Genomic DNA, 18,317 nt, shown 5'->3' on the forward strand with positions numbered 1-18,317 from the left:
ACGCACCCCAATGCGCCTCCAATCGACATTAGCGCCAATTTATTAAGGAGATCTCCATAGAGCGTTAATTTCGAGTTAGCGTCCCAAGGCACGCCGGGGCGAGTGCCATCTCGATATTTTTCTGGCTACGTCCATTCTTCTGCCACAGAAAGACGATTATGATACGGTGAGGCCTTTATCGATCAGGCGCTGCCATTTTTGTTTTATCGATTATTGAAACGAGTTTGTGACCATGGAAGAGCAGAATAGCAAGACCATCATCCAGCTTTCACGCCGCACCGTTTATGAAAACCGGTGGATGCGGGTGAATGAAGACAAGGTCAGGTTCCCGGCCGGTTTCGAAGGCATCTATGGTGTGGTCGAAAAGCCCGACTTCGTCATTGTCATCCCGGTTCATGCCGATGGCCGCATCCAGTTGGTCCAGCAATATCGCTATCCCGTGAGCTGTCGCTACTGGGAGTTGCCGCAAGGCACATGGGAGAGTGCTCCGGACAGCGACCGCGAAGAACTGGCGCGCGGAGAGCTGGCCGAGGAAACCGGTTTTCGCGCCGGAAAAATGGAAAAGATCGGCGAGATGTTCCCCGCAGGCGGACTGGTCAGCCAGCGCTGCGAGATCTTTGTGGCAACCGACCTGACACCGGGGGAAGCCAGACGGGAAGCCACGGAAGCCGACATGGAAACAGCAGCCTTCAGCCTTGCCGAGATCATGGACATGTTTGCCCGCGGCACCATGCCCGACGCCAACTCCATGGCCGCAATCGGTTACTGGCAGATGAAAGGTCGTATCTGAGCAACGCCATGCTGGAACAGATCAAGCACCCGGACAGACAGGCAGGCAGAACTCCACCCTAGCCCTCTTTCCTGACCTTCTCGCGCAACATGCCGGAGACGACCTCGACGGTCCTCTCCAGATCGGCAATGGCCTGTTCCACGTCGGCGCGCTGTTGCCGCAGGATTGTAATATGCAGGCTGAAGCGGTCCAGCGCCGCCTTCAGCTGCGGCACCTGCCCGTCCCTCAGGTCGTACAGATCCAGCATTTCCTTGATTTCAGAAAGGGAAAAGCCGACCTTCTTGCCCATCAGTACCAGCTTCAGGCGGGCGCGATCCCGCCGACTGTAGATGCGATTCGTTCCATCGCGACGCGGGCTGATCAGATTCTTGTCTTCATAAAAGCGCAAGGTGCGCAGCGTGATGCCAAACTCCTTGGCGAGATCACCAATGGAATAGAAGAGCGGACCTGACTGGCTGGTTGCTGCGCTCAGCACATCCTTGCCTTCTTCCGCAGAAGGCAGTGGCGTCTTCTCGTCTTTCACAACAATTCCCCCCTGACCGCCGTTGTTGCAGGCGGTTTCCTTCATTTTCTGTCGCTGTGAGCCACCTGTCGGTAAATCACTCCCCACCCCGTCTGTCAATGTCGGGTGTGAATTGCCCCCCTTTGGATCGGCACACGCCCCAGACCGAAGCCCCAACCATGACGCGAGAATTATAGTGAGCAAATCATTAAAGGGTTCAGTATTTTTCGCAATACGCATCAGGATTAACGCGTTATTTACCCTAACTTTGCAAAGTACTCTTGGAAAAGACCGTTTTCGCGGGGGTTCGGGCGCCCGCATTTTGCGCAGCGGATGACCAGAACCGCACAGAGTTGAGCCAGTACCATGATTGATGAAACATACCACACCGATCGCGACGTAGGCGAATTTATCGAGGGTTTCCGGGGATCTGATCCTGTAAGAAAACCACGTGGTCGGGCTCGCGGGGCCTTGTCTCAGAACCAATCCCGGCAGAACGCGGCTTTGCTCAGCGCCATAGAAGACATTGAAGCCCAGCTTCATTCCCTTGCGGGTCAATCGGGTCTGGTTACCGATGACACGCGCAGCAATGCCCGCAATGAGCGTCCGGCTCGCAAACGGGCCCCCATGGAACGGTCCGGTTATGGCAGCGCCCTCGAGCGCATCGAAGCCCAGTTGCAGCGCGTCGACCATGCGCTTGAACGTCAACAGCCACGCGCCGCACGGGAGCCCTATGCAGCAGCAGCCGCCCCTGCCGAACGCGACTATGTGCGCAGTGCGGCCGTCGCCACAGGAACCACCGGCGCATCGCGCGATTACAGCCTTGATTCCACTGTGCGGCAAATGCTCGACCGAACCCAGTCGCTCAACGAGGAAATCGGCAGAACCGCCAAGGCCTCCGTATCGGAAGTGGCGCGCACGGCACAGGATGCGATGTCCGTAGCCAGCAAGTCACAAGACACCTATCGAGATGCGTTGGCAAAGCTCGCCAAGCTGCAGAGTCAGGACGACAGCCTCGATATCCTGCGCGACGATGTGTCTTCCCTGCGCACGCTGATCGAGGAAGCCAACCTCAGCGGTGCATCGGAAGCGGTATTGCGAGAAATCGCCAATCTGTCCGGCCGCATCGAACAGCTTTCGAGCGCCATTGCCGAAACGCGGGAAGATCCGGCGCTGCTGGACACCATGCATGAAATCCGTGCGCTGCTGGACCGCCCGACGCTCGACCCCTCGATCGACAGCCATTTCGACCGTATTCTGCGCAAGCTCGATGACATGCATTCGAGCGGTCATGACAAGGATTTTGCCCGGCTCTCCGAACAGATGGATCATCTGCGCGATATTCTGTCGACGCAGCCGGACGTCCAGCATCTGAGCAACATCTCCGGACAGATCAACGAGTTGATCAACCGTCTGGCAATTCTGGAAGATGACGTGCGGCGCGGCGGCAACGCCAGCTCTGGCGCTTCCCAGAGCGGGATTGAAGAGCGTCTGGCACAGATGCAGACAATGATCGAACGGCTCGACCCGTCCGACCGGCTGATGAGCCTTGAAAACCAGCTGGCAAGCCTTGCCGACCGGCTGGAAGACAATTCCGATGTCTCCGGCATTCACAAGCCGCTCGAAGCCCTCGCCCGGCAGGTGGAAAGCCTTGTGAAGCTGACAGACCAGCGCAGTCAGCCCGACCGCCTTGATATTCTGGAAAATCTGGCCGAGCGCGTCGCCAATCTTGATCAGTTCATTCGCCACGAACAGGCGCCCAACACCTCCGAAAAACGCTTCGATCAAGTCGAACAGACCCTTGCCCGCATTGACGACATGCTCGCCAGCAAGATGGAAAGCGCTGATCTGACCTCGCTGGAACGCAGCCTTTCAAGGCTGGCCGATCGGATGGAGGCGCAGGAAGACCTGTTGCGCGCCGCGCCTGTTGGCGGCAATGGCAACGGGGTCTCTCCGCATGCCCTGTCGCAGCTGGAAAGCCAGATTGTCGATCTGGCCCAGCGCCTCGATAGCGCCAGCAACATGTCCGATGACCGTCAGTTCTTTGAAATGCTGACCGAGCGGCTGGACACCCTTGCCGCAGAATTTGCCCGGGCACAAAGCCGCTTCGAGGCCGTGGACCGCATGGGCGAGGACATCCGTCAGCTTGCCTCCAAGGGGGCGCCCGCTGGCGTCAACACCAGCAAGCTGGCCGAGCAGGCAGCCATCAAGGCCCTGCAGCAGGTTGGCCCGCTTGGCAGTGGATCCCATGACGCCGAACTGCAGGTCATCATTGACGGTCTGAAGGACGATCTGCACGGTCTGCGCCGGTTTGCCGAAACCAGCGAAACCAGCACGCAGCAGAGCCTGAACAGCGTCAGCTCGATGCTAAACATCATCGTCGACCGCCTCGGCCAACTGGAAGAACAGGTACGGGCCGGTGAAAGCGCAGCCGCCGCCGCTGGCGCACCGTCAGCAACGGTCGGTGCAGTTGCAGCAGACGAGAGCGAACCGCAGAGCCGTGGCTTTGGCAAGCTCTTGCGTCGTCGCAAGGCCAAGGAAGCCCCCGTTGCGCAAGATGCCGTGCAGAACACCGTATCCGGGGGCCGTCCACTTACCGCCGATGAACTGTTGCAGTCGCGCGGCAGGATGGTGCCACGCGGGCAAGCCAGCGAGCCCCTCGCAGCCCAGCAGGCTCCCCAGGCGCCACAGGCCGGTCGCCCTGTGCTCACCGCCTCCGCGCCAGCCGCCTCCGCCCCCCGTGTTTCTGCACAGGGTGAAGCCAGACAGCCGGGCATCTATCTATCAGGCAAGGCCGTCAGTGGGACCAGAGCACAGACAACTCAGGCAGCTCAGGGACAGGCAGCGCAGGCACCGACGGCAAAAGCTCCAGGCGGCAATCCGTCCGCTCAGCAGCAGTTCGCTGGCAATGCCGTACTGAAGCAAGAAGCCGAAGCGGCTCCGGCCGCCAAGCCACGGACAGCCCGCATCGTTCCGGGGCGTCCGGGTGCTACTCAGACTCAGGCGCAGCCGACGCAGACCCGTGATCCGAGCCAGTCGAAAGCCGACTTCATTGCCGCCGCCCGTCGCGCCGCACAGGCCGCCGCACAGGAAAGCGAAAAGGTCGAGAAGGAACAGAGCGAGGCAGGCTCCTTCCTCTCCCGTTTCAAGGGCAGCAAGAAAGCCAAGCCGGAAGCCGCCATCAACGCGCCCCAGAAGGCTGACGGCAAGGAAGCCACCGTCGGCATGAGCCGCAAGGAGCGCCGCGCCGCCATTTCCGAAGCGGCCCGCATGGCCAAACAGATGAAGAAGGAGCAGGAGCTCGCCCGCGCCGACCAGACCGCAATCGAGGATGGTGCCGCGCAGCTGCTGGAAGACGACGAGGTCAGCAACAGCCTGTTTGCCAAGCTGGGCCATTCATTCTCGCGTCACAGCCGCCCGCTGTTGATGGCCGCTGCTGCGATCCTTTTGGCGATCACCACCATTCAGTTGGTCAAGAATCCGGACTCCAGCCTCTACAGCCTGTTCAATGCCGCCTCCAGTCAGAGCAATGGCGACGCCGTTGCCCCGAGCGCCTCGGATGTCCCGACGGCCGACCCGGCTCCGGAAACCGGTCAACCGGCCGCACCGGGGCCTCAGTCGAGCCTTACGCCATCGTCCGGCAATCTGGCGCCCCACATGGGCAGCGAAGAAGCCACAAGAGCAATCGCCTTTGCCCAGCCGACGCTGGCGCAGGGGAGCCTCGGTGCGCCGCGCGTCGCCGATACCGCTCGGCCACAGATTTCGCAGCAGGATGCCATGGCGCGCGCCAAGGCTGCGCTCAACCAGTCCGGCGATCATGGTATCGACCTGACACCGACCAGCTCCATCCCGAAGGACGTTGCGCTTGAAAGCGACGACTCCGGTGATCTGCAGGCTGCGCAAACCAGCCAACCAATGCCACCGGTCTTGTCCGATGACAAGGCCGAGCAGCAGGCCAGCCTGTCGACGGACGAAGCAGCGGCCATCCAGACGCCGATCATGCAGGCAGCCAACAGTGGCAACACGCTGGCGCAGTTTGAACTCGGTCGCCGCTATACCGTTGGCGACGGGGTCGAAGTCAATCTTCCCGAAGCCGCCAAGTGGTTCGAGAAAGCGGCAAACCTCAACATGGCGCAGGCCCAGTATAGTCTGGCCAACCTTTACGAGAAGGGTCAGGGCGTCAAGAAGGACCTGCAGGTGGCCCGGCTCTGGTATCAGCGGGCAGCCGATCAGGGCAACGTGAAGTCGATGCACAATCTCGCCGTGCTCTATGCCGAGGGCGGTCTTGGCCAGCCCGACTTCAACGAAGCAGCCCAATGGTTCCTCAAGGCCGCCGATCATGGCCTCAAGGACAGCCAGTATAACCTCGCCATCCTGTTTGCGCGGGGCATGGGGGTCAAGCAGGACCTGTTGCAGAGCTACAAGTGGTTCGCCCTTGCCGCCTACCAGGGTGACAAAGGTGCTGAAGCCAAACGCGACGAGATTCTTAGCGTTCTGAAAGGCCCGCAGCAGAAGGCCGCCAAGGCCCTTGTCGCGGCCTGGTCGCCCAAGGCTGTCAAACCATCGGTCAACGAGTTTTCAGTCCTGCCACCCGAATGGGCAGCAACGACGCCCGATCAGATGAGTTCGGCCAGTGGCGGCTTTGCGGTGACGCAAGGGGTCATTGCCAAGACGCAGGCCATGCTCGGGGCTCTGGGCTACAACGCAGGCCCGGCTGACGGGCAGATGGGGCCACGCACCCGGATGGCAATCCGCAATTTTCAGGAAATCGCCGGCCTGAAGGTAACCGGCCAGATCGATACCGCCCTGCTCGACGCACTGGCAAAGCGCACGATCTGATCGTCTTGCGGGCTGCCTCTCCCTATGGCATATGGCAGCCCGAGGATCTTTGCGATATCTTTCAGGTGGCTTTCCTATCTGATTGAGTCCACCCTGACCGACAGGACAGTTGATGGGGTGGGCAAAAGACGAACGGGCTTTGCACAGATGCTGTTTTTTCTGGCAAGACGGTGCAATTTAAAGTGATTTTCAAGATGTTTCGTTGACACTGGTGCGCACGATATGGGAAGGATGCAGACACATCTTTCATGTGTTCGAGCGACGATCCCTGTCATCAGAACGTGACTGAAAAGGCAAAATGGCCCGAAGGTCCGTGCTTCAGCGGCAACGGCTTCCGGCTCTTTGTTCTCGACCAAGATGCTGCGCGTTTCAGGCTCCCGAGGGCGAGACAAGCGGTTACCCTGGCGGCTGGAAAAACTGGAGTGGCACGTGGAGCTCTACCTGCCCATCGCTGAAATGCCTGTCAATATCTTTGTCATCCTTGGCATGGGAGGCACGGTCGGGTTTCTCTCGGGCATTTTCGGGGTTGGCGGCGGCTTTCTTCTCACCCCTCTGCTCATTTTCTACGGCATTTCCCCTGCGGTTGCGGTCGCCTCCGTGACGGCGCAGATCACAGCCTCCTCCACCACGGGCGCGTTGGCCTACCTCAGAACTGGCAATCTCGATCTCAAACTGGGGACGGTGCTGTTCAGCGCGGGTATAACAGGCTCGACAATCGGGGTCTTTGTCTTCAAGCAGCTGCGGGCGCTCGGCCAGCTCGATCTGATCATTTCCATCTCCTATGTTACCTTCCTGGGGGCTGTCGGCACCCTGATGGTCATGGAGAGCGTGCGCGCCATCGTCAAGGCGCGCAAGGGCATCGTCACCATGCGCAAGCCGGGCCAGCACAACTGGATTCACGGCCTGCCGTTCAAGATGCGCTTCAAGAAGTCGAAGATCTATGTCAGCGTCCTACCGGTGATTGTGATTGGTGCCAGTATCGGCTTTCTGGGAACTGTGCTGGGCATCGGCGGCGGCTTCATGCTGGTGCCAGCGCTCATCTATCTGCTGCGCGTCCCCACCGCCGTCGTCATCGGCACCTCGCTCTACCAGATCCTCGTCACCATGGCGGTTGCCACCATCCTGCATGCGACCACCAACCATTCGGTCGACATCGTGCTGGCGCTGATCCTGATGATCGGCGGCACGATCGGGGCCCAGTTCGGGGCACAGATCGGGCAGAAGATGAAGGGCGAACAGTTACGCGCCCTTTTGGGCATTCTCGTTCTGATGGTCGGGCTGCGCTTTGCCGTCGATCTCATTCTCGAACCGACCGACCATTACAGCACCGAGGTGATGGAGGTCTACAAATGACCCCCGCGCGCCTCGTCAGCCTGCTGTCCAGTCTCCTTCTATCGCTTGGCCTGTTCATTCCGGCGGCCCACAGCGAGCGGATCGTGGCCGACCTGTCTGACCGGGTGATCAAGATTTCATCAAATTTCACCGGCTCCGAGATCGTCGTGTTCGGCACGATCGAGCGGGACCAGTCGACCGTTTCCCGCGGCGATCCCTATGATCTGGTGGTCATTGTGCGAGGGTGGGACCAGACGCTGGTGTCCCGCCGCAAGGACCGCACTTTCGGCATCTGGATCAACAAGGAGCGCAAGCTCTACAACAACGCGCCCAATTTCTACGCCCTGTCGAGCACCCGCAAGCTGAGCGACATCGCCCACCCCACGCTGCTGACGAAGTTGCAGATCGGCACACAATATCTGCTGCTGCCGCCCGATTTCAACCCACAGGATCGCTTTGCCACCTATGACCCCTTCCGGGTGGCTGCGCTCAGAAAGATGCGTGAGAAGGGCCTTTACACTGACGACCAGTCGTCTATCACCTTCCTCAGCAAGATCCTGTTCCGCAGCACCATTCCCATCCCGGCTGATGTGGAGGTTGGCGGCTATGATGTGACGGTGCATCTGTTCCGGGGCGGAGCCCTTCTGCACACGGAAACCCAGACACTGCATGTGGCCAAGACCGGCTTCGAACAGCATGCCTTCACGCTGGCGCGGGATCATGCCTTCTTCTATGGGCTCGCCTGTGTCTTGATTGCGCTGTTCACCGGCTGGATGACCGGCGTCGTCTTCCGCAAGAACTGAGCCGTCTTGCCGGGGCACCCCTTGCCCCCGTTTGGCGGCAGCTTTGCTATCGCCTGCGTCTTGGCACAGAGATCGATGCATCATGCATGGCAAGGGTCTTGCGTCCGATCACCAGCAGCTTCGAGTCTCTTGATAGGAAGGGTCCAAAGGCCTCATCATCCAGCTCAAGCCCGCCTGTGTAGCTGCCGTAGGCTGGCATGATGATGCGCTCATCCGTCAGCACGAAACACTTGCAGCGCAAGGTGCGGCCCCGTGCGGGGATCCGTGCGGCGGGGTGGAGATGGCCGCAAATCTCAAGCTGCTTTTCCGAAGGACTGTCGGGGGTCTGAGAACCGCCCGGTTCGTGACAGAGCGACAATCGGATGGTGCTGCTGGCAAGGGTCATGGCGTCGATGGCGACACCACCCAGCGGATCGGAGAGCACCGGATCATGATTGCCGGTCAGCCAGATCCATTCCTGCGCGGCGGTCAAAGCGTGCAGACGCTCGGCGATGCTGGTCGCCATGCGTTTGGGGCCGTCGACGTCATGGAACGAGTCGCCAAGGCAGATGACTTTCTGCGGCTTGAAATGGGCGATATCGAGCGCCAGTTGGTCAAGCGTGCGCTGGCTGTCATAGGGGGGCAGAAACTGGCCAAGACGGGCAAAGGCCGATCCCTTCTCCAGATGCAGATCGGCAACCAGCAGCGTCTTTTGCTCAGGCCAGTAGAGCGCACCGGACAGGCTGGCAACGAAGGACTCTCCGGCATGGGAAAAGGCAAAGTCTACATAGTCGGCAGGATTCGGGTCAGCAGGCACAGGGTCAGTAGGCACAGGGGTCTCGCCGTCCGGGCTCTGCTCTTCAAAACCCTCCGGCAGCCTTGATGAAAGGGAGCATTGCTGCAGGCGTTTTTGCCACCCCATGGTCCGGGCCTCCTGATGCCGCGTGTCTTAATCAATTGCGGGCGTCACAGCCCCATCTGCTCGGCCGCTTCCAGCAGTAACTCGTCTTCCGCCTCGCCATAGACCGGCTCACGACCAATTTCCAGCAGCACCGGAATGGCCAATGGCGACGGCTCCTCAAGGGCCGCGTGGACGATTCGCCCCTTGATCCGCCGGAGCATAGCGCCAAGGCGGGCAATATCCAACAGACCGCTTGCGGCATCGTCCCACGTTGCCTTCAGCAACAGGTGGTCCGGCTCATGATCCTTCAGCACATTGTAGATGAGATCGGAGGACATGGTGATCTGCCGCCCCGACTTTTCCAGCCCCGGATGGCGGCGCTCGATCATGCCGGAGATGACGGCGCAATTGCGGAAGGTACGCTTAAGCATGGCGGACTCGGCCAGCCAGCTTTCCAGATCATCCCCGAGCATGTCCTCATCGAACAATTGGTCAAAGCTCCAGCCCAAATCCGCTTCCAGCTTGGAGAGATCCCTGAGGCCCCAGACCATCAGGGCATAGTCGGAGGCGACGAAGCCCAAGGGCCGGGCCCCGGCCCGTTCCAGACGGCGGGTGAGCAGCATGCCGAGGGTTTGTAGCGCCAGCCGCCCCTCGAAGGCATAGAGCGTGAGATAATATTTGCCAGCCCGCGGGAAGGTCTCGATCAGCATCTCGTCGGCTGCGGGAATGATCGAGCGCTCCTTTTGCAGCTGCAACCAATGCCGGACCTGCCCGGGCAGCCTTGGCCAGCTTTCCGGATCGGCAAGCATGGCCCGCACACGGGACGCCAGATAGGTGGACAGCGGGAATTTTCCGCCATTATACGCAGGCACCTTGGGTTCGCGATGCTGGGTCCGCGTCACCAGCGCCGAATTCTCCTCAAGCCGCTCGAAACGCAGCACCTGCCCGGCAAACAAAAAGCTGTCACCCGGCGACAGGCCCTCTATGAAGCCCTCCTCCACCTCGCCCAGCACCCGACCCGACCGCCCGAGCCGCTTTGGCTCGCCGCTGCCGCCCTTCCATGAGGTCAGGCGCACCTTGATCATTGCGTCCTCGACGATGGTGCCGATGTTGAGGCGATATTGCTGGGCGCGCTTGGGGTGAGACAGGCGCCAGAGGGTGCGGCCTGTCTCCTTGTCCTTTAGGGGCTTGAGCTTGGCAAACTGCTCATAGACCCGCATGGCATACCCACCGGTGGCAACAAAATCGATGGCCTGCTCGAACAGCTCCCACGGCAATTGGCGATAGGGATAGGCGGCGGTGACCTCGCGATAGAGGTCGAGAGGGTCGAAGGGTCCGGCGCAGGCCCGCCCGAGAATATGCTGAGCCAGCACATCCAGCCCCCCTTTCCGCACCGGCGGGGTGTCCTGATCGCCAATATAATTGGCGTCGAGCGCGGCCCGGCATTCCAGCAGCTCGAAGCAGTTGGACGGCACCAGAATGGCCTTGGAGGGTTCATCAAGGCGATGGTTGGCCCGACCGATCCTCTGGGCAAGGCGGCTCGCGCCCTTTGGCGCCCCGACATTGATCACCAGATCCACATCACCCCAGTCGATGCCCAGATCAAGGGTCGAGGTACAGACCACGGCCCTGAGACTTCCCGCTGTCATCGCGGCCTCGACCTTGCGCCGCTGGCCCACATCGAGCGAGCCGTGGTGGAGGGCAATCGGCAGGGTGTCTTCATTAATGGTCCAGAGCGACTGGAACAGGAATTCGGCCTGCGAGCGGGTGTTGACGAACAGCAGCGTTGTCCTGTGCGCCTTGATGAGAGCATAGAGGTCGGGCAACGCATAGCGGGCGCTGTGACCGGCCCAGGGGATGGTCTCTTCCGATTCCAGTACCTCGATGTTGGGGCTCATGCCGCCCTTAAGCTGAATGATCTGGGGCTCGTTCAGTGGCTTGCCTTCGGCATGGGGCACCAGCCAGTGGGCCAGCTCCAGCGGGTCGGTCACCGTCGCCGAAAGCCCCACCGGACGGACGTCGGGCACCAGTGCCCTGAGGCGCGACAGGCCGAGGCTCAGCAGTTCACCGCGCTTGGAGGTGACAAGGGCATGCAGCTCGTCGAGAATGATGGTCCTCAGAGACGCAAACAGCGTTTCGGCCTCACGCGAGGCCAGCAGCAGGGCCAGCTGTTCGGGAGTCGTCAGCAGAAAATTGGGGGGGCGCTGCTTTTGCCGCTGACGCTTGTGGGCCGGGGTGTCGCCGGTCCGGGTCTCGACCGTGATATCAAGCCCCATTTCCGCAATCGGCATTTCAAGATTGCGCGCCACATCGACGGCCAGCGCCTTGAGCGGCGAGATATAGAGGGTGTGCAGCCTGTCCTGCCAGACCTCCGGCCCGCCCTTGCGCCTGTCTTCCTCAAGCTCGATCAGCGAGGGCAGAAAGCCCGAGAGGGTCTTGCCTGCCCCCGTCGGGGCAATGAGCAGGGTCGGCTGTCCGGCGTCTTGCGCGGAGAGCATCGCCCTCTGGTGCGGACGCAGCGACCAGCCTCGCCCCTTCAGCCAGCGCTCGACCACCACCGGGAGCGGCGGCGTTCGATCGCCCATAGAGGGCAGCGCAAAGCGGGTTTCCAGCCGCCCGAGGGTTGGCGCCTTGCTGTCGTCAGGGTCTGTGTCGATTGGCTGGGTCATGAAGAGACTATGGGTCAGCTCTTCGTTAATGTCATCAGCCGGTTGACTTTGCGCAGGACTTTTTGTCCAGCTGGGCTGACGCTTAGCTCAGGCGGCCTATTCCTCAGGCGGCCGCTTCGCTTTTCACCGGCGCCCGGTCTGGCTGCTCGTCAAAGCAGACATCCTGTTCGTAGCCAGCGACGGTTTCGAGATGGGAACGGAGCAGATGCACATGGTTGCGACCTTCGTTCTTGGCCAGATAGAGGCCCTGGTCGGAGCGTTCGATCAAGGCCTCGAAGCTGTCCTGCTGATGCCGCCATTCCGTCACTCCGGCACTGATGGTAAGCTGAACCGTCTTATCGTTCCAGTGGAGCGGAGACTTGGCCACTTCTTCGCGCAGGCGCTCGGCAAGGATGGCCGCCCCTTGTGCATTGGCAAGTGGCATGATGATGGCGAACTCCTCGCCACCCCAACGGGCGATGACGTCGCCGGTGCGGCATGTCTGGCGCAGGACATCCGCCAAATGCTTGAGCGCCATGTCGCCCGCGGTATGGCCGCTTGTGTCGTTGATCGACTTGAAATGGTCGACGTCCAGCATGATCACTGACAGGGAGGACATGTCCCGTTCGGCCAGTTGGACAAGCTTCTGGCCCCGGCGCAGAAAGCCGGCACGATTGACAAGGCGTGTCAGGTCATCCCGTTCGGCAACCTCGAACAGATATTCATTCTTGCTATGAAGCCGGGCAAACCCGCGAATAAGCAGGAAGCTGGTCATGAAGACGAGCAGGAAAGGCATGATGTAGGTCAGGATCTTGACGAAGGGCAGGATCGGCGAACTGACGTTGAAAAAGGCGATATGGGTGCTGGCGAGAGAAAGAAGGCTGCAAACCGCGGCGAAAAGAGCCGCCGCAACGAGCATGTGTCCCGTTGTCTTTATCTTGCTCAGATAGCTGCAGAAGCCATCAAGAAATTCGTCAGTCATCACTGCAAACGTCCCCAGTCATCAGCACATCCCGCCCACACAGGATGCTTTCATCGCTGAATTACATGGTAGGGTTAAGCATGCATATTGGATAAAATCCATCCGTAGGACGGGCAATACAAGTATTACTACTGGCAATTATCGCCGAATTTCCCCCCGTATGATTAATCAATGGTTGAAGCCAACCTTCAAGTTAACTACATGCTCGTTTATGATGGTTCAAACCGGAGAAAGCTGTCCGCACAGATGGCCCATGGAGGTTTGCATGGCACAAGGAGATGACACCGTGACCGATTCGAAACTCTCGCGCTTTTTCGGCGGCTCGCCCGGTCCGGTCATTCTGCGGCTGATCGGTCTTTCGGTTGTGGTCGGCGTTGTCCTCAGCGCCCTCAATCTGCACCCGCGCCAGTTGCTTTCCTATCTGACAAGCCTGGTGCAGCACATCTATTACATGGGCTTCGATGCCATTCACTGGGCGGTCGAATATTTTCTGCTCGGCGCGCTCATCGTCTTCCCGATCTGGCTGATCCTGCGGCTGTTGAAGATCGGCCGCAAGGAGCCCTGACCCTTCGGGAGGGCGAACCTTTCCAAGACATTACTGATGTTTAAGATGACTTGGCGCCGCGAAAGCGCGATAGTTTGTTCAACAGCAACGATCCTGAGACACAGGAAGCCAAAGGCCAGTCCATTGGCGTTTCAGGGTCACTTGGGAAGATGTCTCTCCGGTCTGACAACTTCCCAAACCAGAGTGCCTGTTCCACGCCCATCCCCAGTACCTCCTTGGTAGGGTTTTGGATTTGACACTGCAAATCAACCGTCGCACGAATGGTCCCCGTGCGGCGGTTGATTGCTTTCTGGCCTCGCCATCGCGGGTGGATCGCCCTCATCTCCGCTGCCGATGCACCTCCACAACAGTCGTTCACGGCACTCTTTCAGCTCATTCCAGGCTGTGTTTCGTGTCTGCATGACATCATGGTGTAATCTTTATGCTTTCTCTTGTCGGGATCTGATGCTAGAGCTTTGAGGCTCAGACACCGCTTTCAACCTGCTTATAAAGCTTCTGGCAGCCCTTTCGGCAGGCCTCCTGCACACCACACCACATGCCTTTACATTGGTGACTTTGCCCCATGGATCCCGCTCACGACCACAACCCGCGTGCCTTTGGCGTATCGAACCGGATGGTTCTGGGTATTGCCATCCCCATGACGCTTGGCCTGATCACCGTTCCGCTGGTCGGCATTGTCGATATGGCGGTTATCGGCCAACTGGGCAGCGCAGCCCTGATGGGGGGGATAGCGGTCGGGTCGTCCCTGTTCGATATCGTCGCCTCCTCGTTCAACTTCCTGCGCATGGGCACAACGGGGCTGACAGCACAGGCACTTGGAGCCGGAGATCATGTCTCGGAACGGGCGGTGGCCTACCGCGCCCTGATGATCGCACTCGTTCTCGGACTCGTCACCGTGCTGATCGGCCCGTTCGTCGTGCCATGGGCGCTGACCGCGATGGGCGGGTCTTCTGCCGTCAATGAGGCAGCCCGGACCTATCTCCTCATCCGGCTCTATGCGATGCCCTTCAGTCTTGCCAACTATGCCATTTTCGGCTGGCTGTTCGGGCTCGGAAAATCGCGGCAGGGCATGGTCCTGCTGATCCTTCAGAACAGCATCAACGTTGTGCTCAGCATGTGGTTCGTGCTCGGGTTGGGCCTCGGGGTTGCGGGCGCGGCCTTCGGCTCGATCGCCGCCGAAGTGGTTGCCACCCTCGTCGGCCTTGGCATGATGGCCCATCATCTGCGGCGGGACTGGCGCGTGCCACTGCCACGGCTGTTTCATCGTGAGGCCTTTGCTCGCTTTCTGGCCGTCAACAGCGACATCTTCATTCGCTCCATGGTGATGCTGTTCACCTTCACCCTGTTCACGGCACTGAGCGCCCGGCAGACAGATGATATTCTGGCAGCCAACGAACTCTTGATGAAATTCTTCATGTTCGGCGGCTTCTTCCTCGACGGGATCGCCACGGCAGCAGAACAGCTTGGCGGGCGGGCCATCGGCGCACGCTATCGTCCGGCCTTCGAGCAGACCGTGCGGCTGACCCTGCGCTGGGGGCTCGGGCTCGGGCTGGGCCTCAGTCTGATCATGCTGCTGCTTGGCCCTGCGATCATAGATGCCCTGACCACGGCACCCGAGGTGCGGGCGTTGTCACGGGTCTATCTCTTCTGGGTCGCCATGACGCCGCTGATTGCCACCATCGCCTTCCAGCTCGATGGCATCTATGTGGGCGCGACATGGTCTTCGACCATGCGCAATGTCTCCATTCTTGCGACCAGCGTGTTTTTCGTCGTGCAGTATCTGGCGATGCCGTCCCTGGGCAATCACGGTCTGTGGCTGGGGCTGCTCTGCTTCCTCGCCGCACGCGGCATCAGCCTCGGCCTGATGCTACCCAAGCATATGGCCAGGGCCTTCGCCTGACAGCCAGCCCATCAACAAAAACGGGACCATCTGTGGTCCCGTTTTTGTTGATCTCTCATGGTCTTTGATGGCTGTTGCCTAGAGGATTTCCAGCACCGATTCCGGCGGGCGCCCAAGACGGGCCTGGCCGTTCTTGATGACCACCGGGCGTTCGATCAGCTTGGGATTGTCAGCCATGGCCTTGATCAGGGCGTCGGCATCGGACACATCTGCCAGACCCAGCTCCTTGTAAAGGGCTTCGCCGGTGCGCATCAGGGCGCGTGGCTCGATGCCAAGCAGCCCGAGGACATCGCGGATTTCCGCAACGCTCGGCGCGTCCTCGAGATATTTGCGAATCTCGGGCGTCTCGCCCTTGCTTTCGATCAGTTCGAGGGTCTGCCGCGATTTGGAGCAACGCGGATTGTGCCAGATGGTCGTGCTCATGCTCTCTACCTTCTTCATCGGCCTCGCCTTGAGGCCATTTATCTAATCGCTACCCGTCAAGCCAGCGGATGCTTGGCCCAGTCGTCACAGCTCTCGCCACGGATCTCGTCGATATGGGCGACACCCCTGTCGGCCAGAATGCCGGACATCCCGATGACCATTTGGCCCACCATGGATACACCACCATAGACCATGGAGGAGTAGAACTGTACCAGATTGGCGCCAGCCCGGACCTTCTCAACGGCCGAGAGTGCATCGGTCACGCCACCAACGCCCACCAGCGGCATTTTGGTGCCAACCCGCTTGCGGGTCTTGGCGAGGGCAATGGTCGACTTGTCGAACAGCGGCTTGCCGGACAGCCCCCCTGCTTCAGCGAGCTGCTTCTGGCATTTGAGATGCGTGGGCCGGTCAAGCGTAGTGTTGGAGACCACCATGCCGTCGATGCCCCGTGCGACGGCGACGGCACAGATATCATCCAGCCCGAATTCATCCACATCCGGCGCGATCTTGAGCAGCACTGGCACCTTGCGGCCGACCCATTTGGTCTGGGTGTCGCGCTCTTCCAATACCCGGGCGAGCAGATTGTCCAGCGCGTCCCGCGCCTGCAGGTCACGCAGGCCCGGCGTATTGGGCGAGGAAATGTTGACCGTGAAGAAGGACGCCAGATCCGCAAAGGCAGCAATGCCCTTCACGTAGTCCTGAACACGATCGGCGCTGTCCTTGTTGGCACCAACATTGACCCCGACAATGCCCGGCCTCGCCTTGCGCGCGGCAAGGCGGGCATGGGCGGCTGCATGGCCCTCATTGTTGAAGCCCATGCGGTTGATGACGGCATCGTCATCAATGAGGCGGAACAGACGCGGCCTTGGATTGCCCGGCTGGGGCAGTGGCGTGACGGTGCCGATTTCGGTCGCACCAAACCCGAGAGCGAGGGTCGCATCGGGCACTTCGGCATTCTTGTCAAAACCGGCCGCCATGCCAAGCGGATTGGGAAACTCCAGATCCCAGAGCCGGACCTTCAATGCCGGATCGTCGGGCAGTCTGGGACCTCGCACCAGCCCTGTCTTGAGCGCCACAATGGCCAGCTTGTGCGCCAGCTCCGGGTTTAACGTGAAGAGGGCTTTGCGCGCCATCGTGTCAATAAACGGGTTGGACATGGTCTTTTGCTCTTGTTCTATTCTTCTTGTTGCAACTGCGGAAATGCATGAAAGCCTTCCTCATCGATGGGCAAGGCGATCTCTTCAAGGACGGCGGATACCGGCATGCTGGTGTAAAGATGGGGGAACAGGGCGCCGCCACGGGAGGGCTCCCATTTCAGGGGTCCATCGAGAGCACTCAGTTGGTCAACCGATACGGCAAGAAGCAGCAGGTCATCAACACCCCGGAAATGCTTGCGGGCGGTTTCCTCCACCTGTGCGGCCGTGGAAAAATGAATGAACCCGTCGGCAAGATCCACCGGTGCGCCGAGAAACAACCCCGTTTCCCTGGCCCCCGCCCACTGATCTCTTGTCGCCAGCTTGTAGATGCGTTTCACCATCGGACATCACGCTCCAGAAAAAGCCGATCACTCCGGAGGGCTCCTTTCGGAAAGGACGCGCGGCATGAAACCTGTCCGGATTCTTTGAAATTCTAATAGCAGCCCCATAGCAAGCGGGAAAGTGGCAAAGTTCCCGCATTCGCCGCTGAGTGCAAAAGGCTCCTTGAGGGAGGCCCCCGAAGGGCTTTTGTCAACAATAGGTCCGAGAAGTTTGTGAAAAAAACAACCTTTGATTGCAATATTTAATTCACGTCCTATGGTTTAGGCAAGTTTTATTTATTGGTTGAGAATCACTGATGTTATCCCACGAAGGCATATGGCGAGCAATTGACGCCCTTGCGCTGCGCGAAGATATTTCGCCCTCCACTCTGGCTCGCCGGGCCGGGCTGGACTCGAGCATATTCAACCGCTCCAAACGCTTCCAGCGGGATGGGCGCCCACGATGGCCCTCCACAGAGTCCATCGCCAGAATACTCGATGCCACAAACCTCTCCGTCGAGACATTCTTCGTCGAGCTGCTGGGTGAGCGTCGCTGTGTAGTCTGGCCATATGAGGATTTGCTCGACCAGCGCCCGGCTTCCGATATCGCCCGTTTCCCGCAGAAACTGGACCAGCGCCTATCGCTGTCACCCTCTCCCGGTGATCAACGCGATATCGCTTCGGGTGTGACCCCGGCGGAGCAGGTTTTTGTGCTGGAGCTTGATCACGACCGCTTTGCCCCCTTTTACAAACAGGGAGCCATCCTGCTGCTTGGCATATTCTGTGCGATCAAACCCGGCGATCGGGTGCTGTTTTTCAACCGCAGCCATGGCCGCACCGAGATCTGCCTTGGCGATCTGGCCGAGATAGCCGAAAGAAGCTGCAAGATTCTGCCGCTGATCGCGGGTGATCCGGCCTTGCAGATCGAGGCGGGCCATGCCGCCCAGATTGCCAAGATCCTCTGGGCCAGTCAGTAAACGGTATCACTGACTGCATGCCTGCCTCCGAACTGTTTGTTTGGCTTGTCAGAAGTGCGGCTTTAAATCTCCGCATTTGTGGGTATAGTCTCCCCTAATGGCTGTCCATGGACGAATCCCGGACAGCCGTGACTAACCCGAGAAGCGTGATCGAAGCCAT

General features: G+C 60.0%; 14 protein-coding genes. 7 read left to right on the forward strand and 7 right to left on the reverse strand.

Annotated elements, in window-relative coordinates:
- Positions 1-232: 232 nt before the first annotated feature.
- Entirely contained in the window at positions 233-790 is a 558-nt protein-coding gene (locus DSL70_RS06770) for an NUDIX domain-containing protein (protein WP_245418111.1), read from the forward strand.
- 58 nt (positions 791-848) lie between these two features.
- On the opposite strand, the gene DSL70_RS06775 is transcribed toward DSL70_RS06770, so the two are convergent.
- Positions 849-1,358 carry a MerR family transcriptional regulator gene (locus tag DSL70_RS06775; RefSeq protein WP_119307114.1) on the reverse strand — a complete coding sequence of 170 codons (510 nt, stop codon included), beginning with the start codon at positions 1,356-1,358 and terminating at the stop codon, positions 849-851.
- Between the two features lie 300 nt (positions 1,359-1,658).
- On the opposite strand from DSL70_RS06775, the gene DSL70_RS06780 reads away from it, so the two are divergent.
- The 3 genes from DSL70_RS06780 (at position 1,659) to DSL70_RS06790 (ending at position 8,266) form a co-directional block, all read left to right on the forward strand.
- A complete protein-coding gene (locus DSL70_RS06780; protein ID WP_119307115.1) occupies positions 1,659-6,131 on the forward strand; it encodes a peptidoglycan-binding protein in 4,473 nt (1,490 codons plus the stop codon).
- Positions 6,132-6,560: 429 nt separating this feature from the next.
- The gene (locus DSL70_RS06785; protein ID WP_119307116.1) at positions 6,561-7,484 is read left to right on the forward strand and encodes a sulfite exporter TauE/SafE family protein; all 924 of its coding nucleotides are present in this window, start codon (positions 6,561-6,563) and stop codon (positions 7,482-7,484) included.
- Positions 7,481-8,266 carry a TIGR02186 family protein gene (locus DSL70_RS06790; RefSeq protein ID WP_119307117.1) on the forward strand — a complete coding sequence of 262 codons (786 nt, stop codon included), beginning with the start codon at positions 7,481-7,483 and terminating at the stop codon, positions 8,264-8,266. The genes DSL70_RS06785 and DSL70_RS06790 overlap by 4 nt, the downstream gene beginning before the upstream one ends.
- A gap of 46 nt (positions 8,267-8,312) precedes the next feature.
- Here the strand turns inward: DSL70_RS06790 and pdeM are convergent, their stop codons facing one another.
- From pdeM to DSL70_RS06805, 3 genes are all read right to left on the reverse strand, one after another.
- Entirely contained in the window at positions 8,313-9,167 is an 855-nt protein-coding gene (pdeM, locus tag DSL70_RS06795) for a ligase-associated DNA damage response endonuclease PdeM (protein WP_119307118.1), read from the reverse strand.
- 44 nt (positions 9,168-9,211) lie between these two features.
- Positions 9,212-11,731: a ligase-associated DNA damage response DEXH box helicase gene (locus DSL70_RS06800; protein WP_119307316.1), complete on the reverse strand. Its 2,520-nt coding sequence runs from the start codon at positions 11,729-11,731 to the stop codon at positions 9,212-9,214.
- 187 nt (positions 11,732-11,918) lie between these two features.
- Positions 11,919-12,776 carry a GGDEF domain-containing protein gene (locus DSL70_RS06805; RefSeq protein WP_119307119.1) on the reverse strand — a complete coding sequence of 286 codons (858 nt, stop codon included), beginning with the start codon at positions 12,774-12,776 and terminating at the stop codon, positions 11,919-11,921.
- Between the two features lie 265 nt (positions 12,777-13,041).
- Here DSL70_RS06805 and DSL70_RS06810 point away from each other — a divergent pair, with 265 nt between their 5' ends.
- Positions 13,042-13,341: a DUF6460 domain-containing protein gene (locus tag DSL70_RS06810; RefSeq protein ID WP_205563175.1), complete on the forward strand. Its 300-nt coding sequence runs from the start codon at positions 13,042-13,044 to the stop codon at positions 13,339-13,341.
- Between the two features lie 562 nt (positions 13,342-13,903).
- Positions 13,904-15,241 carry an MATE family efflux transporter gene (locus DSL70_RS06815; RefSeq protein WP_119307120.1) on the forward strand — a complete coding sequence of 446 codons (1,338 nt, stop codon included), beginning with the start codon at positions 13,904-13,906 and terminating at the stop codon, positions 15,239-15,241.
- Positions 15,242-15,319: 78 nt separating this feature from the next.
- On the opposite strand, the gene arsC is transcribed toward DSL70_RS06815, so the two are convergent.
- Genes arsC through DSL70_RS06830 form a run of 3 tightly spaced genes read right to left on the reverse strand, consistent with a single transcriptional unit; the run spans position 15,320 to position 17,201 of the window.
- Positions 15,320-15,682, reverse strand: coding sequence for an arsenate reductase (glutaredoxin) (gene arsC / locus DSL70_RS06820; protein WP_245418112.1), 363 nt, complete (start codon positions 15,680-15,682; stop codon positions 15,320-15,322).
- Positions 15,683-15,720: 38 nt separating this feature from the next.
- Positions 15,721-16,821 carry a quinone-dependent dihydroorotate dehydrogenase gene (locus DSL70_RS06825; RefSeq protein WP_119307122.1) on the reverse strand — a complete coding sequence of 367 codons (1,101 nt, stop codon included), beginning with the start codon at positions 16,819-16,821 and terminating at the stop codon, positions 15,721-15,723.
- A 17-nt stretch (positions 16,822-16,838) separates the two neighbouring features.
- Positions 16,839-17,201 (reverse strand): DUF952 domain-containing protein, encoded by a 363-nt coding sequence (locus tag DSL70_RS06830; RefSeq protein WP_119307123.1) that lies wholly within the window; start codon positions 17,199-17,201, stop codon positions 16,839-16,841.
- Between the two features lie 296 nt (positions 17,202-17,497).
- Here DSL70_RS06830 and DSL70_RS06835 point away from each other — a divergent pair, with 296 nt between their 5' ends.
- Positions 17,498-18,157 carry a helix-turn-helix transcriptional regulator gene (locus tag DSL70_RS06835; protein WP_119307124.1) on the forward strand — a complete coding sequence of 220 codons (660 nt, stop codon included), beginning with the start codon at positions 17,498-17,500 and terminating at the stop codon, positions 18,155-18,157.
- The last annotated feature ends 160 nt before the right edge of the window (positions 18,158-18,317 follow it).

The organism is Cohaesibacter haloalkalitolerans, from assembly GCF_003574655.1.
Taxonomy (GTDB): Bacteria; Pseudomonadota; Alphaproteobacteria; order Rhizobiales; family Cohaesibacteraceae; genus Cohaesibacter; species Cohaesibacter haloalkalitolerans.

What these genes read in the sequence shown, in the direction of transcription:
- pdeM (WP_119307118.1), bottom strand. Translation starts at nt 9,167, where the DNA reads ATGGGGTGGCAAAAACGCCTGCAGCAATGCTCCCTTTCATCAAGGCTG.
- arsC (WP_245418112.1), bottom strand. Translation starts at nt 15,682, where the DNA reads ATGAAGAAGGTAGAGAGCATGAGCACGACCATCTGGCACAATCCGCGT.
- DSL70_RS06830 (WP_119307123.1), bottom strand. Translation starts at nt 17,201, where the DNA reads ATGGTGAAACGCATCTACAAGCTGGCGACAAGAGATCAGTGGGCGGGG.
- DSL70_RS06790 (WP_119307117.1), top strand. Translation starts at nt 7,481, where the DNA reads ATGACCCCCGCGCGCCTCGTCAGCCTGCTGTCCAGTCTCCTTCTATCG.
- DSL70_RS06805 (WP_119307119.1), bottom strand. Translation starts at nt 12,776, where the DNA reads ATGACTGACGAATTTCTTGATGGCTTCTGCAGCTATCTGAGCAAGATA.
- DSL70_RS06810 (WP_205563175.1), top strand. Translation starts at nt 13,042, where the DNA reads ATGGCACAAGGAGATGACACCGTGACCGATTCGAAACTCTCGCGCTTT.
- DSL70_RS06780 (WP_119307115.1), top strand. Translation starts at nt 1,659, where the DNA reads ATGATTGATGAAACATACCACACCGATCGCGACGTAGGCGAATTTATC.
- DSL70_RS06825 (WP_119307122.1), bottom strand. Translation starts at nt 16,821, where the DNA reads ATGTCCAACCCGTTTATTGACACGATGGCGCGCAAAGCCCTCTTCACG.
- DSL70_RS06770 (WP_245418111.1), top strand. Translation starts at nt 233, where the DNA reads ATGGAAGAGCAGAATAGCAAGACCATCATCCAGCTTTCACGCCGCACC.
- DSL70_RS06775 (WP_119307114.1), bottom strand. Translation starts at nt 1,358, where the DNA reads ATGAAGGAAACCGCCTGCAACAACGGCGGTCAGGGGGGAATTGTTGTG.
- DSL70_RS06800 (WP_119307316.1), bottom strand. Translation starts at nt 11,731, where the DNA reads ATGGGCGATCGAACGCCGCCGCTCCCGGTGGTGGTCGAGCGCTGGCTG.
- DSL70_RS06835 (WP_119307124.1), top strand. Translation starts at nt 17,498, where the DNA reads ATGTTATCCCACGAAGGCATATGGCGAGCAATTGACGCCCTTGCGCTG.
- DSL70_RS06815 (WP_119307120.1), top strand. Translation starts at nt 13,904, where the DNA reads ATGGATCCCGCTCACGACCACAACCCGCGTGCCTTTGGCGTATCGAAC.